This window comes from Mesorhizobium sp. M7A.F.Ca.US.002.01.1.1, from assembly GCF_004022955.1.
Taxonomy (GTDB): Bacteria; Pseudomonadota; Alphaproteobacteria; order Rhizobiales; family Rhizobiaceae; genus Mesorhizobium; species Mesorhizobium ciceri.
The window spans coordinates 19,720-43,603 of sequence record NZ_RZQE01000001.1; the positions used below are offsets into that span (position 1 = coordinate 19,720).

23 protein-coding genes are annotated in these 23,884 nt (G+C 64.2%); 11 read left to right on the forward strand and 12 right to left on the reverse strand.

Annotated elements, in window-relative coordinates:
* The 3 genes from EN932_RS00090 (at position 1) to EN932_RS00100 (ending at position 3,828) form a co-directional block, all read left to right on the forward strand.
* Entirely contained in the window at positions 1–1,743 is a 1,743-nt protein-coding gene (locus EN932_RS00090) for a hydantoinase B/oxoprolinase family protein (protein WP_127384717.1), read from the forward strand.
* Between the two features lie 123 nt (positions 1,744–1,866).
* Positions 1,867–2,643 (forward strand): ABC transporter substrate-binding protein, encoded by a 777-nt coding sequence (locus EN932_RS00095; protein ID WP_127369582.1) that lies wholly within the window; start codon positions 1,867–1,869, stop codon positions 2,641–2,643.
* A gap of 54 nt (positions 2,644–2,697) precedes the next feature.
* Positions 2,698–3,828, forward strand: coding sequence for an aminomethyltransferase family protein (locus EN932_RS00100; protein ID WP_127369581.1), 1,131 nt, complete (start codon positions 2,698–2,700; stop codon positions 3,826–3,828).
* Positions 3,829–4,019: 191 nt separating this feature from the next.
* Here the strand turns inward: EN932_RS00100 and EN932_RS39680 are convergent, their stop codons facing one another.
* A complete protein-coding gene (locus EN932_RS39680) occupies positions 4,020–4,283 on the reverse strand; it encodes a hypothetical protein (RefSeq protein WP_348630203.1) in 264 nt (87 codons plus the stop codon).
* 10 nt (positions 4,284–4,293) lie between these two features.
* Here EN932_RS39680 and EN932_RS00110 point away from each other — a divergent pair, with 10 nt between their 5' ends.
* Complete coding sequence (locus EN932_RS00110; RefSeq protein WP_348629883.1) at positions 4,294–4,671, forward strand: Fic family protein; 378 nt, start codon at positions 4,294–4,296, stop codon at positions 4,669–4,671.
* Between the two features lie 16 nt (positions 4,672–4,687).
* On the opposite strand, the gene EN932_RS00115 is transcribed toward EN932_RS00110, so the two are convergent.
* From EN932_RS00115 to EN932_RS00140, 6 genes are all read right to left on the reverse strand, one after another.
* Positions 4,688–5,344, reverse strand: coding sequence for a methionine ABC transporter permease (locus tag EN932_RS00115; protein WP_127369580.1), 657 nt, complete (start codon positions 5,342–5,344; stop codon positions 4,688–4,690).
* Complete coding sequence (locus EN932_RS00120) at positions 5,325–6,422, reverse strand: methionine ABC transporter ATP-binding protein (RefSeq protein ID WP_127384718.1); 1,098 nt, start codon at positions 6,420–6,422, stop codon at positions 5,325–5,327. The genes EN932_RS00115 and EN932_RS00120 overlap by 20 nt, the downstream gene beginning before the upstream one ends.
* Positions 6,423–6,513: 91 nt before the next feature.
* Positions 6,514–7,368, reverse strand: a complete 855-nt coding sequence (locus EN932_RS00125) for a MetQ/NlpA family lipoprotein (protein WP_127369105.1) — start codon at positions 7,366–7,368, stop codon at positions 6,514–6,516.
* A 244-nt stretch (positions 7,369–7,612) separates the two neighbouring features.
* Positions 7,613–9,100, reverse strand: coding sequence for an aldehyde dehydrogenase (locus tag EN932_RS00130; RefSeq protein ID WP_127384719.1), 1,488 nt, complete (start codon positions 9,098–9,100; stop codon positions 7,613–7,615).
* Positions 9,097–10,290 carry a cytochrome P450 gene (locus tag EN932_RS00135; RefSeq protein ID WP_127384720.1) on the reverse strand — a complete coding sequence of 398 codons (1,194 nt, stop codon included), beginning with the start codon at positions 10,288–10,290 and terminating at the stop codon, positions 9,097–9,099. Before EN932_RS00135 ends, EN932_RS00130 begins: the two co-directional genes overlap by 4 nt.
* Positions 10,291–10,348: 58 nt before the next feature.
* A complete protein-coding gene (locus EN932_RS00140; protein ID WP_063170911.1) occupies positions 10,349–11,797 on the reverse strand; it encodes an APC family permease in 1,449 nt (482 codons plus the stop codon).
* A 173-nt stretch (positions 11,798–11,970) separates the two neighbouring features.
* Between EN932_RS00140 and EN932_RS00145 the strand changes: the two genes are divergently transcribed.
* Genes EN932_RS00145 through EN932_RS00170 form a run of 6 tightly spaced genes read left to right on the forward strand, consistent with a single transcriptional unit; the run spans position 11,971 to position 18,401 of the window.
* Positions 11,971–12,741 (forward strand): IclR family transcriptional regulator, encoded by a 771-nt coding sequence (locus EN932_RS00145; RefSeq protein WP_127369102.1) that lies wholly within the window; start codon positions 11,971–11,973, stop codon positions 12,739–12,741.
* The gene (locus EN932_RS00150; protein ID WP_127384721.1) at positions 12,741–14,021 is read left to right on the forward strand and encodes a Tm-1-like ATP-binding domain-containing protein; all 1,281 of its coding nucleotides are present in this window, start codon (positions 12,741–12,743) and stop codon (positions 14,019–14,021) included. The genes EN932_RS00145 and EN932_RS00150 overlap by 1 nt, the downstream gene beginning before the upstream one ends.
* Positions 14,018–14,686, forward strand: a complete 669-nt coding sequence (locus EN932_RS00155) for an HAD-IA family hydrolase (RefSeq protein WP_024502132.1) — start codon at positions 14,018–14,020, stop codon at positions 14,684–14,686. Before EN932_RS00150 ends, EN932_RS00155 begins: the two co-directional genes overlap by 4 nt.
* A gap of 19 nt (positions 14,687–14,705) precedes the next feature.
* Positions 14,706–16,055 (forward strand): aminotransferase class III-fold pyridoxal phosphate-dependent enzyme, encoded by a 1,350-nt coding sequence (locus EN932_RS00160; protein WP_063169695.1) that lies wholly within the window; start codon positions 14,706–14,708, stop codon positions 16,053–16,055.
* A 34-nt stretch (positions 16,056–16,089) separates the two neighbouring features.
* Positions 16,090–17,382 (forward strand): aminotransferase class III-fold pyridoxal phosphate-dependent enzyme, encoded by a 1,293-nt coding sequence (locus EN932_RS00165; RefSeq protein ID WP_127388305.1) that lies wholly within the window; start codon positions 16,090–16,092, stop codon positions 17,380–17,382.
* Complete coding sequence (locus EN932_RS00170; RefSeq protein WP_127370162.1) at positions 17,379–18,401, forward strand: phosphotransferase; 1,023 nt, start codon at positions 17,379–17,381, stop codon at positions 18,399–18,401. Before EN932_RS00165 ends, EN932_RS00170 begins: the two co-directional genes overlap by 4 nt.
* A gap of 28 nt (positions 18,402–18,429) precedes the next feature.
* On the opposite strand, the gene hpaH is transcribed toward EN932_RS00170, so the two are convergent.
* The 5 genes from hpaH to EN932_RS00195 form a co-directional block, all read right to left on the reverse strand.
* On the reverse strand, positions 18,430–19,236 hold the full coding sequence (gene hpaH, locus EN932_RS00175) for a 2-oxo-hept-4-ene-1,7-dioate hydratase (protein WP_127370161.1): 807 nt from the start codon (positions 19,234–19,236) through the stop codon (positions 18,430–18,432).
* Positions 19,233–20,105, reverse strand: coding sequence for a fumarylacetoacetate hydrolase family protein (locus tag EN932_RS00180; RefSeq protein WP_127384723.1), 873 nt, complete (start codon positions 20,103–20,105; stop codon positions 19,233–19,235). The genes hpaH and EN932_RS00180 overlap by 4 nt, the downstream gene beginning before the upstream one ends.
* Before the next feature lie 235 nt (positions 20,106–20,340).
* Positions 20,341–21,321, reverse strand: a complete 981-nt coding sequence (gene hpaD / locus EN932_RS00185) for a 3,4-dihydroxyphenylacetate 2,3-dioxygenase (protein WP_063169700.1) — start codon at positions 21,319–21,321, stop codon at positions 20,341–20,343.
* A gap of 14 nt (positions 21,322–21,335) precedes the next feature.
* Positions 21,336–22,853, reverse strand: coding sequence for a 5-carboxymethyl-2-hydroxymuconate semialdehyde dehydrogenase (hpaE, locus tag EN932_RS00190; protein WP_127368864.1), 1,518 nt, complete (start codon positions 22,851–22,853; stop codon positions 21,336–21,338).
* An 11-nt stretch (positions 22,854–22,864) separates the two neighbouring features.
* A complete protein-coding gene (locus tag EN932_RS00195; RefSeq protein ID WP_127368863.1) occupies positions 22,865–23,251 on the reverse strand; it encodes a 5-carboxymethyl-2-hydroxymuconate Delta-isomerase in 387 nt (128 codons plus the stop codon).
* A gap of 215 nt (positions 23,252–23,466) precedes the next feature.
* On the opposite strand from EN932_RS00195, the gene hpaR reads away from it, so the two are divergent.
* Positions 23,467–23,862: a homoprotocatechuate degradation operon regulator HpaR gene (gene hpaR / locus EN932_RS00200; RefSeq protein ID WP_224620863.1), complete on the forward strand. Its 396-nt coding sequence runs from the start codon at positions 23,467–23,469 to the stop codon at positions 23,860–23,862.
* Positions 23,863–23,884: the final 22 nt, after the last annotated feature.

Genomic DNA, 23,884 nt, shown 5'->3' on the forward strand with positions numbered 1-23,884 from the left:
ATGGCAAAGCTCGACGCCATCACCCTTTCGGTCCTCCAGGCGGCCCTGCAGCAGGTCTGCGACGAGATGGACCTTACGTTCTCTCGCGCCGCTTTCTCGCCGGTCATCGCCGAGGCCAATGACCGTTCCGACGGAATCTATTCGGCTGTCGACGGTTCGCTGATCGCGCAAGGCAGCCAGGGCCTGCCGGTGTTCGTCGGTGTCATGCAGTATTCGACCAGGACGGTGATCGAGATGATCGCCGACGGCCGTTGCCTGCCGCCGGAACCAGGCGACATCTACGTCGTCAACGACCCCTATCTCGGCGGCACCCATCTGATGGATGTGCGCTTCGCCATGCCGGTCTACCGGGACGGCAAGATTTTCTGCTGGCTATCCAACACCGGCCATTGGCCCGACATTGGCGGCTCGGTGCCGGGCGGATTTTCAGCCTCGGCGACTGCCGTGGAGCAGGAAGGCCTGCGACTGCCGCCCGTAAAACTGTTCAAGAAGGGCGTGCTCGATCCGGAAATCTACGCCATCATCTGCTCCAACATCCGCGTCGCCGACCAGCGCATCGGCGATATCAGGGCCCAGGCCGCCGCACTGCTGATCGGCCAGGATCGGCTGAATGGAATCCTGGATCGTTACGGTGACGAAACTGTTGTCGCGGCGATCGCCGAACTGCGCCGCCGTGCCGCCGAACAGATGCGCGCCAACATCTCAGCCATTCCCGACGGCACCTACCATTCCAAGGCGTTTGTCGATTCCGATGGGGTGGTCAACGAGCCGCTGATCATCGCGCTCGGCGTCGAAAAACAGGGCGACACGCTGACCTTCGATTTCACCGGCTCGTCAAAGCCCTGCGCCGGGCCGATGAACAGCGTGCTGGCGACGACCCTATCCTCGGTCTATCTCGCCATGCGCCACATTTTCCCGGATGTGCCGATCAGCGCCGGCGCGTTTGAACCCCTGATCGTCAAGCGGCCGGAAGGCACGTTCCTCGACGCCAAATATCCGCGGCCCGTCTCGGGCTGCGCCGCCGAGGTGTCGCAGCGCATCGCCGAGGCGGTGTTCGCGGCGATGGTGCAGGCGCTGCCGGACAAGGTGACCGCCGCACCCGCCGGTTCCAGCGGCAATTTCGCACTCGGCGGCAACGACCCGGCACGCGGCCGCGACTACGTCATGTACCAGATCTCCGGCGGCGGTTATGGCGGCAATTCAGGCCATGACGGCCTGACCAATGGCTGCTCGACCATCGGCATCTCCAAGTCGCCGCCGGTCGAGATCATGGAACAGGCATTCCCGGTGCTCTACCGCCACTACGCCTTGCGTGAAGGCTCCGGCGGCGCCGGCAAGCATCGCGGCGGTTTCGGCCTCGCCTATGAGGTGGAAATCCTGCGCGGCGACGCCCGCGCTTCCTTCGTCATGGACCATGGCCGGTTCGGCCCGCAGGGCGCGCTTGGCGGCAAGGACGGCGCCGTCAACACGGTGACCGTCTTCCGCAACGGCGAGGAACACGTGCCGCCGCATTTGTCCAAAGAACAGGACATTGCGCTCAAGGCCGGCGACCGCGTGCGCGTCGGCACGCCGGGCGGCGGCGGCTATGGCGATCCGCTGCAGCGCGATGCCGATCTTGTGCTGCGCGACGTGGCGCTGGGGTACTACACATCAGAGGAAGCCACCGAAAAGTTTGGCGTTGTCCTCTCGGCCGGGGAGTTGGCCATCGACCAGATGGCCACCGACAAGCAGCGCGTCGGCTAACACATCACCGATCGCTCGCCTGGTCTGCTCGCCGCGCCGTGATCGCCGCAGCGCATGTCGTTTCCGTCTCCGCCGCGCGCCTGGAAGACCGTAGACTTCCCGCTTTCAACGGGGATCTCGAACATGCGTCTTTTCGGTCGTTTCGTGCTTGCCGCTTCCGTCGCCCTCACCCTTGCCACGGGTGCCGCCTCCGCCCAGGACAAAAAACTCAGGATCGGCACCGAAGGCGCTTATCCGCCCTTCAACTACGCCAGCGCCGACGGCACGCTGGGCGGCTTCGACATCGACTTGGGGAAGGCGCTGTGCGCCGAGATGAAGTCCGAATGTGAGTTCAGCGTGCAGGATTTCGATGGTTCCATACCGGCGCTGCAGGCCGGCAAGTTCGACGCCATCATCAACATCACTATCACGCCGGAGCGAGCCGAGAAGGTCGAGTTCACCCACAAATACTACCAGACGCCGCCGGCCATCGCCGTGCCCAAGGATTCGACCATATCAGGCACCTCGCCGGACGACCTGAAAGGCAAGGCGCTCGGGGTGCAGACCGCGACCATCCACCAGAAATTCGCCGACCAGAAATATGAAGGCTCGACGGTCAAGGCCTATCCGACGGGCGACGATGCCCGCACCGACATGGCCAATGGCCGCCTCGACGCGATGATGGACGGCTCGATCATCTTGACCGAGTGGCTGAAGAAGCCAGACGGCGCCTGCTGCAAGCTGCTCGGCACGCTGACCGCCGATCCGGCCATACACGGCCCCGGCGTCGGCATCGCCCTGCAAAAGGGCAACAAGGAACTGGCCGACAAGCTCAATGCGGCCATCGACGCGCTGCGCGCCAATGGCAAGTACAAGGAAATCAACGACAAGTACTTTTCCTTCGACGTCTACGGCAGCTGAGAACGACAACAGATGCCTTCCGGCAGCGCCGGCTGGCGCTGCCGTTTTTCTTGAATGATGGAGACTTCCTTGGCTGAGCGGCGTTCCCCTTTCTACAGCAGCATCGTCGGGCTGGGCGCGACCATGGGTCGTGTCGGGGGCGATTTCATCTCGGCCAAAACTTATTCCGGCATTGCCGACGAGCACCTGAACACCCGCAAAAATGTCGGCGTGCAGGATCTCAGCACCATGGGCAAGATGGACATCAAGGGGCCGGACGCCGAGGCGCTGGTCAACCACGTCATCGTCAATGATGCCGCGGCCATGAAACCGGGCCAGGTCCGCTATTCCACCGTCTGCCGCGAGGATGGCGGCATCATGGACGACCTCACCGTGTTTCGGTTGGGTCCGGAGCACTTCATGCTGGTAACCGGCTCGGTCAACCGCCTGAAGATGCTGCCCTGGCTGTTGCATCACGCGCAGGGTCGCAAAGCCTATGTCACCGACATAACCGCAGCCATCGCCTTCCCGACCATCCAGGGCCCGCGCTCGCGCGAACTGCTGAAAGCGTTGATTGCGGATGCCGATCTAGATGGACTGAAGCGCTGGTCGTTCACGTCAGGCCACATCAACGGCACGCGGGTGCTGATCTCGCGCACCGGGGTCACCGGCGAGCTCGGCTTCGAATTGTTCGTGCCGGCCGACGAGGCCGCTTCGGTCTGGGATGCGCTGATGCGGACCGGCCGGGACTTTGGCCTGAAACCCTATGGCGTGCTGGCAATGTTCACGCTGGGCCTGGAAAAGGCCTATCCGGCGCACGGCATCGACATGGATGAGAGCCGCACCCCGTTCCATGTCGGGCTCGACCGCTGGATCAAGTTCGACAAGGGCGATTTCGTCGGCCGGCAAGCGTTGCTCAAGGTTCGCGACAAGGGCCTCGACGAGCAATGGGTCGGCCTGATCCTCGACGGCGACACGCCGGCCGCCACCGATGCCAGGGTCCTGGCCGATGGCGAGGACGCTGGCATCGTCACCTACAGCGATCACGGCTATTCCCTGGGCAAGGTGCTGGCCACGGCGCACCTGCGGCTGCCTTTCACCGCGATTGGCACCGAACTCAGCATCGACATCGACGGCAGGCCGACCCGCGCGGTCGTGGCGCCGATACCGTTCTTCGATCCCGAGGGGGGGAGGTTGCGCGGCTAACTGGGCTTACCCTGGAAATCATTTTGGTCTCTCCTCAATGGTTATGATATTGTCTCGAAATGAAGTCTCCTAGCTCAAGAGCCAGTCGTTCAGCCAAGACCGGCCAGTTCGTGCTGACCAGCGAGCGCGGCGAGAAAATCAGCGCCGTGGAAGGCATGACCTTATCGCCTCGCATGGCGAAATTACTCGCCCTAGGCGTACGACACGGACTGTCCGGTGATGAGCGGCGTTCGCTCATCAAGGAAGAAATCCGCAAGAAGAAATAGACGTTGGTCTACGCCGCTGAGTTCGATCCGCTGTGCTACCCTGGCACGACGGTGCTCATTAACCTGTTGGACATCCGCGACCAGGCTGAGCTTGATGAAGTCGAGCTCGCGCTGTTCCTGACTCGCGCTGACGAGCCATTGCCGGCAGGCGAACTCGACTACCGTCACTATCTCGGCCTGCACCGGCACCTGTTCCAGGATGTGTGGCTGGGCCGGTCAGCCGCGCACCATCCGCATCGGCAAGGCCGGCAATTGGTTCCGCTATCCCGAACACATCGCCACCGAGATGGCGCGGGTCTTTCGCGAACTCGGCAATCCCGACCGCTTAGCTCATCTCGACGGCACCAGCTTTGCGAAGCATCTGGCGCACATCGTCGCGGAGATCAACGCCGTGCATCCGTTTCGCGAAGGCAACGGCCGAACCCAGCTCACCTTCCTTGCGATGCTCGCCGAGCACGCGGGCCTGATATTCAATGACGACATCCTTGAACGGGATCGCGTCATTCAAGCCATGATCGACAGTTTCAGCGGTTCAGAAGCGTCATTGCAAGCACTGATAGAAGACATCATCGCCTAGTTCGTCGGCCTAACAATCACCCCCGTCTATCCAGCCTCGCCGCCAACCGATCCCCCACCCATTGGATGCCGCAGACCAGGATGATCAGCACGATGACCACTGCGATCATCACCGACGTCTCAAAACGCTGGTAGCCGTAGCGGATGGCGAGGTCGCCGAGGCCGCCGGCGCCGATGGCGCCGGCCATGGCCGAAGCGCCGATCAAAGTCACCAGCGTCACCGTGAAGCCGGCGACGATGCCGGGCAGGGCTTCCGGCACCAGCACCTCGCGGATGATCGTCCAGCGGTTGCCGCCCATGGCGCGCGCTGCCTCGATCAAGCCGTGGTCGACCTCGCGCAGCGACACTTCGGCGATGCGCGAATAATAGGGCGTGGCGGCGATCGACAGCGGCACGATGGCCGCCCAGGTGCCGATCGAGGTGCCGACGATCAGCCGCGTCACTGGGATCAGCGCCACCAGAAGGATGATGAAGGGCACCGAGCGGAAGCCGTTGATGACCGCGCCGAGCGCGCGGTTGACCCACAGGCTTTCGGCAATGCCGCCGCGTTCGGTGGCGATCAGCGCCAAGCCGAGCGGCAGGCCGAAGACCAGCGAGATGAGGCCGGAAGCGGCCGTCATCAGCACTGTCTCCCAGATCGAACGCAGCAGAAGCTCAAACAGGATTGGCGACATGGCCAAGCACCTCCACCCGCGCCTGGCGGGCCTTCAGGAATGTGATGATGTCAGCGAGATGATCTGCATCGCTGCCGGGAACCGACAGGAACAGCGTGCCGACCGGCTGCTGCTGGACATGATCGATGCCGCCATGGACGAGGCGAAAGGCACCCGGAACAGCAGTGGCAAGGTCGGACAGCAGCGGACTGCTTGCCGCCTCGCCGGCCACGTCGACGCGCAGGATGGTTTCCGCACCGGCCGCCGGCAGCAGCCGCGCTGCCAGCTCGGCCGGCAGCTGCGGCCTGATGGCGCCGAGCAGGCTGCGTGTGATCTCGGAGCGTGGGTCGGCAAACACCGACCAGACCGGCCCTTGCTCGACGATGCGTCCGGCGTCGATCACCGCCACGCGGTCGGCGATGGAACGGATCACCTCCATCTCATGGGTGATCAAAAGGATGGTCAGGCCAAGCTGCCGGTTGATGTCCTTGAGCAGTGCGAGGATGGAGCGCGTCGTCTCCGGATCGAGCGCCGAGGTGGCTTCGTCCGACAGGAGCAGCGCCGGGCGCGCGGCAAGCGCCCTGGCGATGCCGACCCGTTGCTTCTGGCCGCCCGACAGCGACGCCGGATAGGCCTTGGCTTTCTCCGACAGGCCGACAAGATCGAGCAGTTCGGCGGCGCGCTTCAGCCTCTCGGCTTTCGGCCGGCCCTCGATCTTCAGCGGCAGCGCCACATTGTCCTCGACGGTCTTGGCCGACAGCAGGTTGAAATGCTGGAAGATCATGCCGATGCGCCGCCGCAGCGGCTGCAGGTCGCGCTCGCCGAGCCGGCTGATCTCGCGGCCCTCGATGAACACCTCGCCGGAGTCAGGCCGTTCCAGCCCGTTCAGGCAGCGGATCAGCGTCGATTTGCCGGCGCCGCTGCGGCCGATGATACCGAGGATCTCGCCCTTGCGCACGGTCAGCGAAATGCCGTCGAGCGCCGCCGTCACACCGAAATGGCGCTTCAGGTCGACAAGGCGCACGACATCCTGAGATGCGTCGGGCCGGGTCTGGGTCGGATCGGCGGTCTCCCCGGATGCCGTGATATGCTGGTTCATGAATATTCCTGTTCCCGAAAACGCAATCGCGGCCCGCGCCTGAGCGCGGACCGCTGTTGCTCTCGAACCGGGCTTCCGGCCGAGGACCGGATCAATAGGCGCTGAGGCCGGTGCCCTTGTAGACCTTGTCGAACTCGGCCTTCACCGCCTCGTTCTGATAGGAAGCCACCAGCGTCTTCACCCAGGCCTCGTTCTCGTTACCGGTCTTCACCGCGATGAAGTTGCGGTAGGGATTGTCGGCGATAGGCTCCTGCGCGATGCGGTTTTCCGGCGACAGGCCGCTTTTCAGCGCCCAGTCGGTATTGACTACGGCCGCATCGAGATCCTCGACCGAGCGGCCGACGATACCGGCGTCAAGTTCCTTGATCACCACCTTCTTCGCGTTCTCGGCGATGTCGGCGGTGGTGGCCAGAATGCCGGTGCCATCCCTGAGCTTGATCACGCCCTCGTTCTGCAGCACGCGCAGCGCCCGGCCTTCGTTGGAAGGGTCGTTCGGCACGCCGATGACCGCGCCCTCGGGCAGGTCGGCAACCTTCGTGTATTTCTTAGAGTAGAGGCCGATCGGCCAGACGCCGGTATAGCCGACACGGACGATGTGGTAGCCTTGAGTCTTGATCTGGTTGTCGAGATAGGGCTGGTGCTGGAAGGCGTTGGCGTCGATCTCGCCGCGCTCCAGCGCTTCGTTGGGCTGGGTGTAGTCGTTGAATACCACCGTCTCGATGGCAAGGCCCTTTTCGGCGGCTTGCGCGACGACGACGCGCCAGACGTCCTCGTCCTCGCCGCTGATGATGCCGACCTTGATCGCCTTCTTGTCCTCGGCAAACGACGCATGCGGTGCAATCAGGCTGCCGATCGCGACGACCGAGGCGAACAGCAGAGCAAGGCCACTGCGCCGGTTGACGGTTGACCCGGGGGAAGATGGCAAAGTGTTCTTGAAGTCAGTCATGATTGATCTCTGCGGTTGTGAAGTCATGGCAGCGAGGCGGATTGCCTAGCCTTGGTCGCATCCTCAGAAATTCTATCAAGTTTATCAAAGAACGCGTTTCGCCATTCTCGCCAAAGCCGGGAATATTCTCTCAAAATTTTCAAGAGCGTGAGCAAAAGCCGCCGCTTGACCGGCCGCAGCGGATCGCGGCGCGATCTTGCGCGCGTCTGGAGGTCGTCAGATTCTCAGAGAGCTCAGCGTGCCGTCAAAGCGCGATCCAGGCCGTCTTCAGTTCCAAATATTTCTCCAGCGCGTGCAGCGACTTGTCGCGGCCGAAGCCGGACTGCTTGACGCCGCCGAGCGGCACGGTGATGTCGGCGCCGCCATAGGTGTTGACGTGGACGACGCCGGCATTGATGGCGCGCACCATGCGATGCGCGGTGGAGAGATTGGCGGTCCACACCGCGGAGGCAAGCCCGTAGACGGTCGAATTGGCAAGCCGAACCGCCTCCTCCTCGGTCTCGAAGCGCATGACGCCGAGCACCGGCCCGAACACCTCCTCACGCGCCAACTGCATGTCCTGCATGACATTCTCGAAGATCGTTGGCGCCATGTAGCTGCCACCGGTCTCGGTCAGCATCCGCTGGCCGCCGGTGACGAGACGGGCACCTTCTTCCGTGGCCCTGGCGACGAAACCGAGGTTCTTGTCCAGCTGTTCGGCGCTCGACACCGCACCGACATCGTTGGCGAGATCGAGCGGATCGCCGACTTTCAGCCGCATCGTTGCCTGGAGAAGCTCATCCATGAAGCGGTCATAGACCGACGCCTGGACGAGCAGGCGCGAGCCGGCGACGCAGACCTGGCCGGAATTGCGAAAAATGCCGTTGGCCGAGACGACCGCCGCCTGTTTCAGGTCGGGGGCATCGGCAAAGACGATGTTCGGCGACTTGCCGCCGAGTTCGAGGAAGACGCGCTTCAGATTGGAGCGAGCGGAATATTCGAGCAGCCGCCTGCCGACCGGGCCGGAACCGGTGAAGGCGATGGCGTCGACATCCATATGCAGACCGAGCGCCTCGCCGGTGACCGCGCCAAGCCCGGTGACGACGTTGAGCACACCGGCGGGCAAGCCGGCCTCGCTTGCCAGTTCGGCCAGCCGCAGCAGCGTCAGCGAGGCGATCTCCGGCGGCTTCACCACCACGCAATTGCCGGCGGCAAGTGCAGGCGCGATCTTCCAGGCACCGATCATCAGCGGGAAATTCCACGGCACGATGACGCCGACGACGCCGAGCGGCTCCTTGTGGATCAGTCCGAGCACATTCTCGGCCGTCGGCGCTATCTCGCCATAGACCTTGTCGATGGCCTCGGCATAGTAGCGGATGGTGCCTGCCGCCGACAGCGGTTCTGCCTTGTAGGCCATGCCGATCTCGGTGCCGTTGTCGCGCACACCGAGCACGGCGAGCTCATCGGCGTGTTTCTCGACCAGCTCGGCGAATTTCGTCAGCACCTTCTTGCGAAAGGCGGGTGTGGCGCGCGACCACGAGTCCTTCTCGAACGCCTTGCGCGCCGACTTCACGGCGCGGTCGATATCGGCGGCGTTGCCGTCGGCGATGCTGGCGAAAGGTCGGCCGTCGATCGGCGACGTCACCGGCAGGCTTGCGCCGCTTGTTGCCTCGACCTGCACGCCATCGATGAACAGGCCCTGCGCGCCGATCTCCGTCTTGCGCAGCGTTTCGATGGCATTCTGACTGATCATTGGTGACGGACTCCTAGGGAAACATGCAATGTGGTTGGCGCGCGGAATTCCCAGCCGCGAAACACCGGTTCCCTGCTCGGCACAAGGCTGAGATCGGGGAAGCGTTGGAGCAACAGCCGCACCGCAAGGCACATCTGCTCGCGTGCGAAGAACCGGCCCGAACAGAAATGATGGCCGAAGCCGAAGGCGGCATGGTTGCCTTCGTTGCGGTTGATGTCGAAGCGGTCGGGATCGGCAAAGCGGCTCTCGTCGCGGCTTGCCGAAGCGACGAGGGCGGCGACGGCAGCGCCGGCCGGGATCGTCACGCCGCCAAGCTCGACTGCCCGCGTCGTCTGCCGCGTCTGCGTGCCGATCGGCGCCACCCAGCGCAGGCCCTCGTCGACCGCCTTCGGCACGAAAGTCTCGGGATCGGCGAGCACCTGCCGCAATTGCTCGGGACGAGCCAGCAGGCCGGCGAGGATCGAGCCGGCGCCATGTCCGGGCTCCTGCATGCCGCCAAGCAGGATGACCTTGATGCTCGGCATCAGAAAGTCGATCGGCCGCGTCGTGCCCTCCGGCATGCCGTCATGCAGCATATGCGACAGCGCCGAGTCATCTGGCTGGCGCGCAAGTCTTTCCAGCGTCGGCAGGATGGCGTCGCCGACCTCGGCACTGATTGCGTCGGCGATCTCCTGCCGTTTCGGATCGTTCTCGAAATTGATGGCGCCCTGGGCAAGGCCGTAGAACCAGCGGCGCAGCGTCGGCATATCGATGCCGGCAAGGCCGAGCGAGCGCGCCAGGCTGAGCGTCGACACCGGCTCGAAATAATCGGCCATCAGCTCGGCGGAGCCCTGGTTGGCGATCCGGTCCAGAAAAGGTTCGGCAATCGACCGCACGAGGTCGCCGGCATAGGCGGCGACGGTGCGCGGCCGGTATTTCGGGTCGACGCCTTGGCGCAGTTGCTTGTGCGTCTCGCCATCGGTGGTCAGGATGGTCGGCTTGCCGAAGGAACGCTCAACTGGTGACGAGCCGACGACGGCGGAGAAGATCTCGGGCGACTTGGCGACGCTCTCGACATCCTTCCAGCGGGTGACGAACCAAAGATTGACCGCCGGCACGAAAGCGACCGGCGCACTGCGCCTGAGCTCTGCATAGATCGGGTAGGGATCGGCTTCCAATGCCTCGACGGTGATATTTTCGGCAAAGCTCAAATCCGCCACTCCCCTTGTGGTGTAAGGGGCGGCGTGGCATGCCGCCCCTTTGCTTTTCTCAATCTTTCAGCGGCTGGCCGAGGTTTTTGAACGCGACCGGATCGCGGCTCTTCAGCGCGCTGGCCAGCAGCAGGCCGACGATCGCGGCGATCAGCACCAGCCCCGGCAGGAACACGCCAAGGAAACCGCCGGCTCCCGACAGGCTGCCGAAATTGATGACGATCAAATAGATGATGATGACGAAGGCGATGAAGGTCAGCCCGGGCAGGATGGTGGTCTTCAGCGCATTCTCGTGGGCCGCCGGGTTGGCGCGGAAGAACATCACCACGGCAAGCGATGCCACCGCCATCATCACGATGACACCGAGCGTCGCGACATTGGTCAGCCACGAAAACAGCGCCAGCACCGGATCGAGGCCGAGCACGGCGAACAGGCCGACAACGACCGCGGCGAGCACGCTCTGGATGACGGAAGCGACATGTGGGCTCTGGTGCACCGGATGCGTCACGCCGATCGTCTGCGGCAACAGCTTCTCGCGGCCCGAGACGTAGATGTAGCGCGCAACCGCATTGTGGAACGCCAGCACGCCGGCAAACAGGCTCGACACGAACAGGATGCTCATCGCCTGCGAAAGCATCGTGCCGGCGTAGCGGTCGGACAGGCCGAACAGGAAGGTCGTCGGATCCTGCAATCCCTGCAGCGTCGGCAGCAATTTGTCGACACCGGCGCCGACCGCCATCAGCCATGCCGTGAGCATGTAGAAGACGCCGATCAGCACGACCGAGAAATAGGTGGCGCGCGGAATGGTGACCTTTGGGTCGCGGGCTTCCTCGGCATAGATCGTCGTCGCCTCGAAACCGATGAAGGCGGCGAAGCAGAACAGGATGGCGATGGCCGGCGAGCCGCTGACGATCTGGCTCCAGCTGAATGGCGCCGCCGACAGGCCGCTATCGCCGCCGGTCTTGAGGATGGCGATATCGAGGATCAGCACCACAAGATATTCGCACAGCACCAGCACCGTCAGGATCTTGGCGGAGAGGTCGACCTGCCGATAGCCGAGCACGGCGACCAGCGCGATGGCGATGAAGCTCCACACCCACCAGGGCAGGTTGATGCCCCAGCCGGCGAATAGGCCGGCGGTTGCGGCGCCCAGCAGGCCCATGACGCCGATCTGCATGGCGTTGTAGGACAGGATGGCGATCAGCGCCGTGGCGCCGCCGGCCATGCTGCCGAGGCCGCGTGCGGCATAGGCATAGAAGGCGCCGGCATTGCCGACATGGCGTGACATGGCGACATAGCCGACCGCGAACAAAAGCAGCAGCACGGTCACGATGAGATAGGTGCCGGCAAAGCCGGCGCCATTGCCCATCAGCATGCCAAGCGGCGTGCCGCCGGCGACTGCCGTGAGTGGGGCGGCCGCAGAAATCACCATGAAGGTGATGGCGCCGACGCCAAGACTGTTCTTGCGCAGCCTGTTGGCCGGCGCCTGTTCCGAGACTGCTGTCATTGATCCCTCCTGTTTGCAAACCCTTGAGTTCGCCGGCCGAATGGCCTGTCCCATGCACTCTGGTGGTTGGTTCATTATTTGAACCGTTATTTTGAATATAGACTTGCAAACAATGCTGATGCCTGTCAAGTTAATTCACACGTTAAATGATTGTCCCGAACCGGGAGGCAAATTTGAGTACGGTCGGAAAAGCGATCTCGCTTCTGGAGCTGTTCAACGTCGACGAGCCCGAGCTCGGCCTGTCCGATCTGGCGCGCCGCTCGGGCTTCGACAAGGCGACGACAAGGCGGCTGCTGGTAGCGCTGGCCGGCCGTGGTTTCGTCGAGCAGGATGCGGGTACGCGGCACTATCGCCTCGGCGCCGGCCTGTCGCGGCTGGCGCGCATCCGCGAGGCGCGCTTTCCCTTCCTGCAGACGGCCGTTCCGCTGGTGCGGGACCTGGCCGCATCGACGGCCGAGACCGTGCATTTGTCGGAATTCGGCGTCGACAGGCTGGTCACCGTCAACGTCGAGCATCCAGCATGGGCAAACCGGGTCAACATCGACATCGGTCAGTTGCTGCCTTTGCATTCGACCGCGTCGGGCATCGCCTATCTGGCCTTCGCCCGCGACGAGACCGTCAAGGCGTGCCTGACGGGTTCGCTCGATGCCTTCACGGCCCATACGCTGATCGAGCCGGCCGCCATCTCAAGATCCATGGGCGAGGCGCGCGAGCGCGGCTATTCGATCTGCGACCAGGGCTATGAGGAAGGTGTGATCAGCGTCGCGGCGGCAATCCGCGGGGCGGATGGCTTTGCGCTCGGCACCATCGCGGTGGCCGCGCCAAAGGCCAGAACGACGGCAGCCGCGATCGCGGAACGGGGACTTGCGGTGATGGAAGCGGCACGGGAGATTTCGATGCGCCTCAACGGCGAGAACCTGCAAACCCTGAGGAGGCAGGCCTGATGCCCTCGGAGACAGCGCCCCGCATCCTGGTCATCGGCACGGGCGACACAAAGGCCGAAGAGCTGTTGTTCATGAAACAGTGCATCGAGCAGTCGGGCGGCAGCGCCGTGATGATGGATGTCAGCGTGCTCGGCGACCCGCCCTACAGCCCGGACCACGATAAGCACGCCGTGGCGCGGGCGGTGGATGTGACGATCGCCGAGATCGTTTCGAGTGGTGACGAGAACACCGCCATGACGCTGATGGCCGGCGGCGCCGTGCAACTGGTGCGCAAGCTCCATCAAAACGGCGAGATCGACGCCTTCATCGCCATCGGCGGTTCGATGGGAACCGATCTGGCGCTCGACGTGGCGCTTTGCCTGCCGCTCGGCGTGCCGAAATTCGTCGTCTCGACCATCGCCTATTCGCACCTCATCCCACCCGAGCGCGTCGCGCCCGACCTGATGATGATCCTCTGGGCGGGCGGGCTGTACGGCCTCAACTCGATCTGCAGGCTGGTCCTGTCACAGGCCTGTGGTGCGGTCGTCGGCGCGGCGAAAATCGTGCTGGCGTCGCGCGTGTCGGCGCGGGCAACAGGCCCGACCATCGGCATGACCTCGCTCGGCAGCAGCTGCCTGCGCTACATGAAGACGCTGAAGCCGGCGCTGGAACAGCGCGGCTATGACGTTGCCGTCTTCCACACCACCGGGATGGGCGGCCGTGCCTTCGAATCGATTGCCGGCCAAGACCATTTTTGCGCGGTGTTCGATTTCAGCCTGCAGGAAATCACCAATCATCTCGCGGGATCCGTCGTCAGTTCCGGCACCGACCGGCTGGAGAATGCCGGCGCCCGCGGCGTTCCGCAGATCGCAGCACCCGGCGCGGTCGACATGGTCGATCTGCCGACCTGGCAGGATTTGCCGGCTAAATTCTCGACGCGACCGTTTCATGCCCATAACAGGCTGATCGCTTCGATCACCGTCGATGCCGACGATCGCCGCCAGGTCGCCAGGACCATCGCCGCCAAGCTCGGTGCCGCCAGAGGCCGCTCCGCCTTCATCCTGCCGTCCCAGGGCATCCAGGAATGGGACGTGGAGGGCGAGCCGCTCTATGAGCCGGAAGCCCTGGCCGCCTTCACTGACGAAATGCGCAAGGTCATTCCCGCCGGCGTCGAGTTCCACGAGATCGACGCTCACATCAACAGCGACGACTTCGTCGGCAAGGCGCTCGAGATCTTCGACCGCTGGGTCGAGGAAGGCATCGTCCCGCGCGGCAAGCCGGCCAAGGGAGTGGCGGCGTGAGTGCTGTTCCCGCCCAGGCGCTTGTCCTCGATTTCGGCGGCGTCGTCACCCGCACGCTGTTCGAGACCCACGCCTTGACCGAACAGGCGCTCGGCCTCGCGCCGGGGACGCTGCAATGGCGCGGGCCGTTCGATCCGGGCAGCGATCCGCTGTGGCGCGCCATGCAGGCCGACGAGATCAGCGAGCGTGACTATTGGCGCACACGCACAAGCGAGGTCGGCCGTCTGGTGGGCGAGGACTGGCAGGCGATGGAGACCTTCGTCCGGCGCGCGCGAGGGGCCGAGCCGGAAAAGGTGGTGCGGCCGGAGGCTGACAGCACCATTCGCACGGTGCATGCCGCCGGTTTTCGACTGGCCATCCTGTCCAATGAACTCGACCTGTTCTACGGCGCCGACTTCCGCCAGCGGCTGCCGTTGCTCGGCCTCTTCGATGTGATCATCGACGCCACTTACACCGGCATCCTCAAGCCCGACCCGCGTGCCTATGCCTTCGTCACCGAGGCGCTCGGCGTGCCGGCCGGCGCTTGCGTCTTCGTCGACGACCAGCGGCGCAATGTCGATGGCGGCTGTGCTGCCGGCATGCGCACGGTGCATTTCGACGTCGCTCGCCCGGCTCATTCCTATGCCGAGGCCCTCGGCCATTTCGACCTCGTCCCAGTTGCCTGAGATTTTTGCGGAGTCCATTATGCGCGACATCAATTTTCTCACCGAAACCAACGCCAAGCCGATCTGGCATCCGATGGCGCATCCGGCCGAGATGCGGGCAAACCCGCCAAAGGTGATCATGAAAGGCGAGGGTGTGATGGTCACCGACATCGCCGGCAACACCGTGCTCGACGCCGTCGGCGGCCTGTGGAACGTCAATCTCGGCTACAGCTGCGAACCGATCAAGAAAGCGATCGCCGACCAGCTTGGCGCGCTGCCCTATTATTCCGGCTTTCGCGGCACCTCGACCGGCCCGTCGATCGAGCTCGCCTACGAACTCTGCGAATGGTTCGAGCCAGAAGGCATGGTGCGGACGTTTTTCACTTCGGGCGGCTCGGATTCGGTCGAAACGGCACTTCGGCTGGCGCGGCAGTACTGGAAGATCCGCGGCCAGGCCGACCGGACCAAGTTCCTGGCGCTGAAGAAAGGCTATCACGGCACGCATTTCGGTGGCGCGTCGGTCAACGGCAACGCCAATTTCCGCCGCAACTACGAGCCGCTGCTGCCGGGCGTCTTCCACATTCCTGCGCCCTGGACCTTCCGCAACCCGTTCGACGAGACCGACCCAGTGCGGCTGGCAAAACTTTGCGCCAGGGCGCTGGAGGACGAAATCGCCTTCCAGGGCGGCGATACCATCGCCGCGTTCATCATGGAGCCGGTTCTCGGCGCCGGCGGCGTTATTGTTCCGCATGAGAGCTTCATGCCGCTGGTGCGCGAGATCTGCGACCGCCACGAGATCCTTTTGATCGCCGATGAGGTTGTCACCGGCTTCGGCCGCACCGGCGCATGGTCGGGTTCGCGTCTGTCCGGCGTGAAGCCCGATTTCATGACCATCGCCAAGGCGATCACTTCGGGTTATTTCCCGCTCGGCGCCACTTTGATCGGCGCCAAGGTCGCCGATGTCTTCGAGGCCGACAAGACCAGCTTCGGCGCCATCGGCCATGGCTATACCTATTCCGGCCATCCTGTCGGCTGTGCCGCGGGTCTGGCGGCGCTTGCCGAGACCAAACGGCTGCGCCTGAACGAGAACGCGGCCGCGCGTGGTGTCGAACTCGCAGCCGTGCTGGAGGGGCTGAAGGCGAAGCATGCGATCGTCGGCGATGTCCGGTACAAGGGCCTGATGGCGGCGCTGGAGCTGGTCTCGGACCGCGCGACGAAAAAGCCCGCCGACAAGAAGACCATGGCATTGGTTTCGGAGGCGGCCTACGAGGCCGGCGTCATGCTGCGCGTCTCCGGTAACGCCATCATCCTGTCGCCGCCGCTTATCGTCAGCGCCGCGGATGTCGCGAGGATCGGCGAAGCATTGGATGCAGGCCTGTCGAAGGTCTGAAGGTTTATTGGAGAGAACGGAGTTTCGAGACGCAATGACTCAACCGCAAGAAGCGCTGGTTAGCCGGCGCTCGCGCCTGCTCGGTGCGAAATCGCAATTGTTCTATGACGAGCCCGTGCACCTGGTGCGCGGCGAAGGCGTCTGGCTCTACGATGCCGACGGCCGCAAATATCTCGACGCGTACAACAATGTCGCCCATGTCGGCCACTGCCACCCCTATGTGGTCGAGGCCCTGTGCCGGCAGGCAAGCCTGCTCAACACCCACACGCGCTATCTGCACACCGCCATCCTCGACTATGTCGAGCGGCTGACCGCGACCTTCGATGCCAGCCTGCCGACCGCCATCCTGACCTGCACCGGCAGTGAGGCCAACGACATCGCGCTGCGCATGGCGCAGGCCGCCACCGGCCGCATGGGCATCATCGCCACCGACGCCACCTATCATGGCAACACCGCGGCGGTTTCGCAGCTCAGCACCCGCATGCCGCCGGTCGGCGGCCGCGCCCGCCACGTCAGGCTGGTGCCGGCGCCTGACAGCTATCGCCATCCGGCTGCGATGGCCACCGGCAAAGCCTTTGGCGACGCGGTGCGCGAAGCCATCGCCGCGCTGGCAAAGGACGGTATCGGCCTGTCCGGCATCATCCTTTGTCCGCTGCTCGCCAATGAAGGCTTTCCGACGCTCCCATCCGGCTTTTTCGACGACGCGATGCGCGCGGTGCGTGACGCCGGCGGACTGGTCATCGCCGACGAGGTGCAGCCTGGTTTCGGCCGCACCGGCAGTCATTTCTGGGGCCACCAGCGCGCCGGTTTCGTTCCCGACATCGTCACCATGGGCAAGCCGATGGGCAACGGCCATCCAATCGCCGCCGTGGTCACATCAAGGGAGATATTGGCGACCTTCCGCAACGCCTTCCGTTATTTCAACACCTTCGGCGGCAATCCGGTTTCCTGCGCGGTGGCCAATGCCGTTCTCGACGTCATCGAGCAGGAAGATCTCGTTGCCAACGCGCGTGACGTCGGCGCCTATGCACTCAACCTGCTGCGCCCGCTCGCCGATCGCCATGAATGTATCGGCGAGGTCAGGGGCGCTGGCCTGTTCTTCGGCGCCGAACTGGTTCACGACCGCAAGACGCGCGAACCGGCGCCCGACATTGCCGAGCAGGTCGCCAACCGGATGCGCCAGCGCGGCGTGCTGATGGGCAAGACCGGCATCCACGGCAATGTGTTGAAGATCCGCCCGCCAATGCCGTTCTCCCGCGACAATGCCGACTTCCTGATCGGCGTCCTCGACGAAGTGCTTGGCGAAGTCCGCGGAGTGAAGGCGTGAGCGCAGTCTCCGCGCAATCCGAACCCGAGACGGCAGCCGACGTCACGGCGCTGGCCAGGCGCGCGCTCGCCCATTGGGGCATTGATGAGGGTGAGCCGGAGCTGCTGAAATTCCGCGAGAACGCGGTCTTCCGGATCCGTCTGCCCGATGGCCAGCCGGCCGCCATGCGCATTCACCGGTTTGGCTATCACACGGACGCCGCCCTGCGCTCGGAACTGCAATGGATGGGTTTTCTGCAATCGGCCGGCATCGCCACGCCATCTGCGGTCGCCACGCCGGCTGGCGATCTGTTCGTGCTTGTCAGCGCGAACGCCTCAATGCAACCCCGGCAAGTCGATTGCCTGAGCTGGCTGGAAGGCCGCGCCGTCGGCGCGCGAGGCGTGCCGCTGGATTTTACGCCCGAGCAGGCAAGACAGATCTTTACCGAGATCGGGCGAACCATCGCCCACATGCACAATGTCACAGCAGCCTGGACGCCTCCGTCCGGCTTTGCCCGCCATGCCTGGGATTTCGACGGCTTCTTCGGCGCGAACCCGAATTGGGGGCGTTTCGAGACCTCGCCCTTCCTCGACGGTCCTCGCCGGGAGCTGGTTTTGCGGGCGCGCGAAAAGGCCGTGCGCGCGCTATTGACGTATGAACGCAGTGCCCGCAATTTCGGCATCATCCACGCCGACCTGGTGCGCGAGAATGTGCTCGTCCATGATGGTGCGATCCGCATCATCGACTTCGACGATTGCGGCCATGGCTGGCACATGTACGACCTTGCCGTCGCGCTTTACCAGAACCGCGATGAGGCGATCTATCCGCTGATCGAGGCCGCTTTGCTCAAGGGCTATCGGCAGGAGCGCGAACTGACGGCGCGCGACATCGCCGCGCTGCCGCTGTTTTCTGCCTTGCGGGCCTTCGCCTTCCTCGGCTGGGTGCAGAGCCGCGTCGAAGGCGACATCACCAGGGAGGTCGGCCTGCGCATGTCGGCCATCGCAGCCGATGTGGTGATTGCCTATCTGCATGGCGAATAGGGCCGATTGATAAGAACTGGCGGAACCGTCAGCCCTTCGCGAAATGGATGCTGACCGTGCCCGAACTGCCGAAATCGGCGACGATCGTGTCGCCGGGTCGCGCCTCGACCGGACGCACGAACGACCCGGAGAGAACGACCTCGCCGGCAGCGATCGACATGCCGTAGCGGGCGAGCCTGTCGGCCAGCCAGGCAATGCCCATCGCCGGATGGTTGAGCACGCCGGCGCCAAGCCCGGTCTCCTCGACCTCGGCATTGCGCGAGACGATGGCGCCGATCCAGCGCATGTCGGCTTCATCAGGCCGCTGCGGCCGGCCGCCGATGACGATGCCGGCATTGGCGGCATTGTCCGAAATCGTGTCGAAGAAGGTACGCGCCTTCTTGGTCTCGGCATTGACGCGCTCGATGCGCGTATCGAGGATTTCGAGCGCCGGCGTGATGTAGTCGGTGGCGTTGAACACGTCGAAGATCGTCACGCCGGGGCCTTTCAGCGGCGCCTTCATAATGAAGGCGATCTCGGCCTCGACGCGCGGCTGGATAAAGCGGCCGGCGGGAATGGTCGCGCCATCGTCGAAGAACATGTCGTCGAACAGCACGCCCGAATCCGGCGTGTCGATGGCGAGCGCATATTGCATCGCCTTGGAGGTGAGGCCGATCTTCCAGCCCTTCGGCTTCAGCCCGGCATCGATCTTGCGCGTCACCAGCGCTGCCTGCACGCGATAGGCATCCTCCATCGTCGCCTCGGGAAAATCGAGGCTGAGCAGCCGGATCTGGCGGCGTGAGCGCTCGGCCTCGAACAGCCGTGCCGCGGCGTCTTCCACTTGCTCCGGGGTCATGCTGCTTCCTCGTCGACGACGCTGTTTTGAAGCATGCCAATGCCATCGGCCTCCACCTCGATCACATCGCCCGGCTTCAGCCAGATCGGCGGCTCGAAGCGGGCGCCGGCGCCCGTCGGCGTGCCGGTGACGATGATGTCGCCCGGCACCAGCGTGGTGAAGGTCGAGACATAGGCGATAATCTTGCGAAACGAGAAGATCATCCGGCTGGTGCGGTCCTGCTGGCGGATTTCGCCATTGACGCGGGCGGTCAGCGCGATGTCGGCGATCTGCTCCGCGTCGGTGAACGGCACCAGCCAAGGGCCGATCGAGCCGCTGCGGTCGAAATTCTTGCCTTGCGTGACGTTGAACTTGGCATGCCGCACCCAATCGCGGATGGTACCTTCATTGCACAGCGACAGTGCCGCAATATGGCTGAGCGCGTTGGCCTCGGCGATGCGCCGGCCCGCCTTGCCGATGACGATGACGATTTCACCCTCATAATCGAGCTGCGGGGATTCCGGCGGCCGCACCAGCGGCGCGCCATGGCCGACGAAGGAGCGGGGAAAACGGACGAACAGCGACGGATTCGAGGGTGCTGCCTGGCCGTCCTTGTACTCCTCGTTGCGGTCGGGGTAGTTGACGCCGACGCAGATGATCTTTTCCGGCGAAGGGATCGGAATTTCGTAGGCAATGGCGTCGAGCGGGAAATCGACTGGGAAGGCCTCTGCCTCTTCCGCCAGCCGCCGCAAGGCGCCGGCCTCGATCACCTCCCGCAGCGTCGGCCACTGGCCGTGGCGCGCCGACAGGTCGACGACACCCTTGCTGGTGACCGCGCCATAGCGCGCCTTGCCGCCGACGGTGAAGGTGGCGAGCCGTGCGTGGTTCATGCTGCGGCTCCGGCGATGGTGGTGGGCGAGGTTGGAGCTCTACGGCGCCCCCCTCTGTCCTGCCGGACATCTCCCCCTCCTGGGGGGAGATCGGATGTCATCTCTGCCTTCGCCAATTTCCAACGCTGCAAGAGAGGCGCTGACCATGGGCCTAGCCAATCTCCCCCCTTGAGGGGGAGATGTCCGGCAAGACAGAGGGGGGCGCGAAGGAACGCTGACATCGATTAGAATCCACTCACGGCGCAATGATCGGCGAAGCCGCCAAATCCGGCTGGCGCGCCTCCGCCCCGGCAAACGCACTGCCCTCCTCGAACCAGCTTTTCGGCGCCGGTGCGCCCCACAGCGTCTGGCGCTGCGGGTCCTTGAGGTCCCACTTGATCGGCTCGAGGTCGGGATCGACCGTCTGGTAGTCCGAGCAGTAGATCTCGATGCGGTGGTTGTCCGGGTCGCGGACATAAAGGAAGAAGGCGTTGGAAATGCCGTGCCGGCCGGGGCCGCGTTCGATGTTCGGCAAATAGCCCGTGGTCGCCATCAGGTCGAGCAGGTCGATGATGTTGAGCGGCGTCGGCACCCAGAAGGCGACATGATGCAGGCGCGGGCCGATGCCGTTGGTGAACGCGATGTCGTGGACGCCGCCCTTGCGGTGCGTCCAAGCTGCCCAAAGCTTCCCGGTTGCGGCATCCTCGGTGTATTCGGTGACGCGAAAACCGAGCTCGTTGTAGAAGGCGACGGACTCGTCGACATTGGGCGAGAAGCAGTTGAAGTGGTCGATGCGCAGCGGCTTGACGCCCTTGTAGAGCGCATATTTCTGATGGATCGGCGGCAGCCTTTCCATCTGGGCATAGAACTCCAGCGGAATCCCGTGCGGGTCGCGCGTCCGAAAAGTGCGCGACTGGTAGGGCCGCTCGACCCATTCCACCGGCAGGCCCTTGCCCTTGAAGAAATACTCGGCCTTGTCGAGGTCCTCGTCCGAAAAGACCTTGAAGCCGAGGTCGCGCGCTTCCGGCGTCGTCGCCTTGCGCAGCACGATGCAGTGATGGCCACGTTCCTCCATGGCGCGCAGGTAGATGGCGCCTGATGTCTCGTCGGTAACCTGCAGGCCGAGCGTGTCGACATAGAAGGCGCGGGATTTGGCGAGGTCGGTGACAGCCAACTCGACATGGCTGAGGCGCACGATGTTGAAGGCGGGGTAGAGATTGGGTTTGGGCAAGGGCATCCGATTTCCTCCGGTCAGCCGCCGAGTTTCTGGATCGCGTGCGCCGTCGTCGCGAAGGCGACGTTCTTCGTCTCCATGTAGAAGTCGAAGGAATGGTCGCCGCCGTCGCGGCCGATGCCGGAATTCTTGACGCCGCCGAAGGGGGTCGGCAAATGCCGCACGTTCTCGGAGTTAACCCAGATCATGCCGGCCTCCAGCGCATCGGTGAAACGGAAGGCGCGGGTGACGTCAGAGGTCCAGAGATAGCCGGTCAGGCCGTATTGCGTGTCGTTGGCCAGCGCCAGCGCTTCCGCCTCGTCGTTGAACGCAATGGCGCTCAGCACCGGCCCGAAAATCTCCTCCTGCGCGATGCGCATGCCGTTGGTCACGTTGGTGAACAGGGTCGGGCCGACATAACAGCCGCCTCCCGGTCCATCGACCTTGCCGCCGCCGACGGCCAGCGTCGCCCCCTCCGACCTGCCGATGTCGATATAGGACAGCACCTTCTTTTCATGCACCGGATGGATCAGCGGCCCGACCACCGTTTTCGGATCGAGCGGGTGGCCGACGACGATGCGCTTCGCCCTCTCCGCGACTTTGGCGGTGAAGCTTTCATAGATCGAGGCTTCGACCAGAAGCCGCGACGACGAGGTGCAGCGCTCGCCATTCAGCGAATAGATCATGAATACGGCGGCGTCGGCGGCGCGCTCGAGATCGGCGTCGGCAAAGACGATCACAGGGTTCTTGCCGCCAAGCTCGAAATGCACGCGCTTCAGCGTGCCGGCGCCTTGCTTCATGATCATCGAACCGGTGCGGCTTTCGCCGACAAAACCGATCGCCCTGATGTCGGGATGCTCGGTCAGCGCCTTGCCGGCGTCTTCACCAAGGCCGTTGACCAGGTTCCATACGCCTTTCGGCAGGCCGGCCTCCTCGGCGATCTCGACCAGCAGGCGGGCGGTCAGCGGCGAGAATTCAGCCGGCTTATGAACCACGGTGCATCCGGCCGCCAGCGCTGGCGCAATCTTCCACGTCGACAGCATGAACGGTGTGTTCCACGGCGTGATGATGCCGACCGGGCCGATCGGAACGCGCGTCGTCATATTGACCTGGCCTGTCGTACGCAGTGTCTCGCCGTCGCGCGCTTCGGGCGCGCGGTCGGCGAAGAAACGGAAATTCTCGGCACCGCGCAGCGCTGCCTTGGCCATGAACTTCAGCGCCTGGCCGGTATCCATGCATTCGACAAAAGCGATCTCCTCGGCGCGCGCTTCGATTGCGTCGGCGATTTTGTGCAGCAGCTTCTTGCGTGCCTCGCCAGGCATGGCCGCCCAGGCTGGGAACGCCGCCTTCGCCGCCTTGGCGGCGCGGTCGATGTCGGCGGCGCCGCCGCGCGCGACGCTTGCCAGCGGCTTGAGGTCGACCGGCGACAGCGTTTCGAACGTCGCGCCATCGAGGGCCGGCACCGCCTCGCCGCCGATCTGGTTCAAAACGCCATCGCGCTTGAAGCGGGCCAGATAGGCCTCGGCCTTTTTCAGATTGCCTTGCAGGTCGGACATGTCGGGTTCCGTCACTTGCCGCGCAGCCGCGGGTGGATTGCGTTTTTCTTCCAGCTGAGCACCGGGTCGATTTCCCGGATTTCGAGCGACAGGGCGAAATGCGGGGTCTCGAACAGGGCGGCAAGGTATTCGCTCACCGCCGCGAAGACAGCCTCGCCGGTCCGCTTCTTCTCGTCCGGGCTGCGGCCGGTGCCGATGCGAAACGACATGTCGAGAAAAGCGTTTTCCGGCAGGCTGTCGGCCATCGCGTAGGCCTCGGCGCGAAAGGCCCGCACCCGCACGGCGCCGGTCTCGAACAGCCCGGTATCCAGCACTGTGCGCAACACCAGCGCGCACAATTCGTCCATATCGACCTTGGCATCGAGATTGGCCGAATACTCGATGGAGAAGTGAGGCACGGCGCTTCGTTTCCCTGGGTTATTGCTTTGTTGTAGTTAACGCGTTAATTACATGCGGCATCCGCGAAGTCAAGTCTTGCATCGGCCTTGGCGCAACGATACGGGATGGCAGGAACGGGCCCCGGCTGGCGGATTCGGCCGAGGGAAGGCCTGTTTCGATCGCAAGCGTGGGAGGCTCTTTTTTGCTGCCTGAAAATACCCGTCGTTCCCTGCCGATGGCGCTGCTTCATGCCCGCGAAGCGGTGATGGCGCGGTTTCGGCCGATGCTTGCGGCGCATGACGTGACCGAACAGCAATGGCGCGTGCTGCGTGTGCTCAGCGAAGCCGGCCCGGTCGAGGCGACGGAACTTGCCGATCGCGCCTCGGTTTTGCCGCCCAGCCTGACGCGCATCATCAAGGCGCTCGAGGGACGCAAATTCATCACCCGCAACAAGGCCGAAGGCGACGGCCGCCGCGTCGTGCTGACCATTGCGCCTGCCGGCTCCGCCCTGATCGACGCCCTGTCGCCCGAGCGTCGCGTCATCTATGACGACATCGAACAGCGTTTTGGGCATGAGAAGCTGGAGCAGCTCCTTGACCTCTTGGAGAGCTTGATCGACGGCGAGAGCTGAGCGGTCGGTCCTGGCCGTTTCG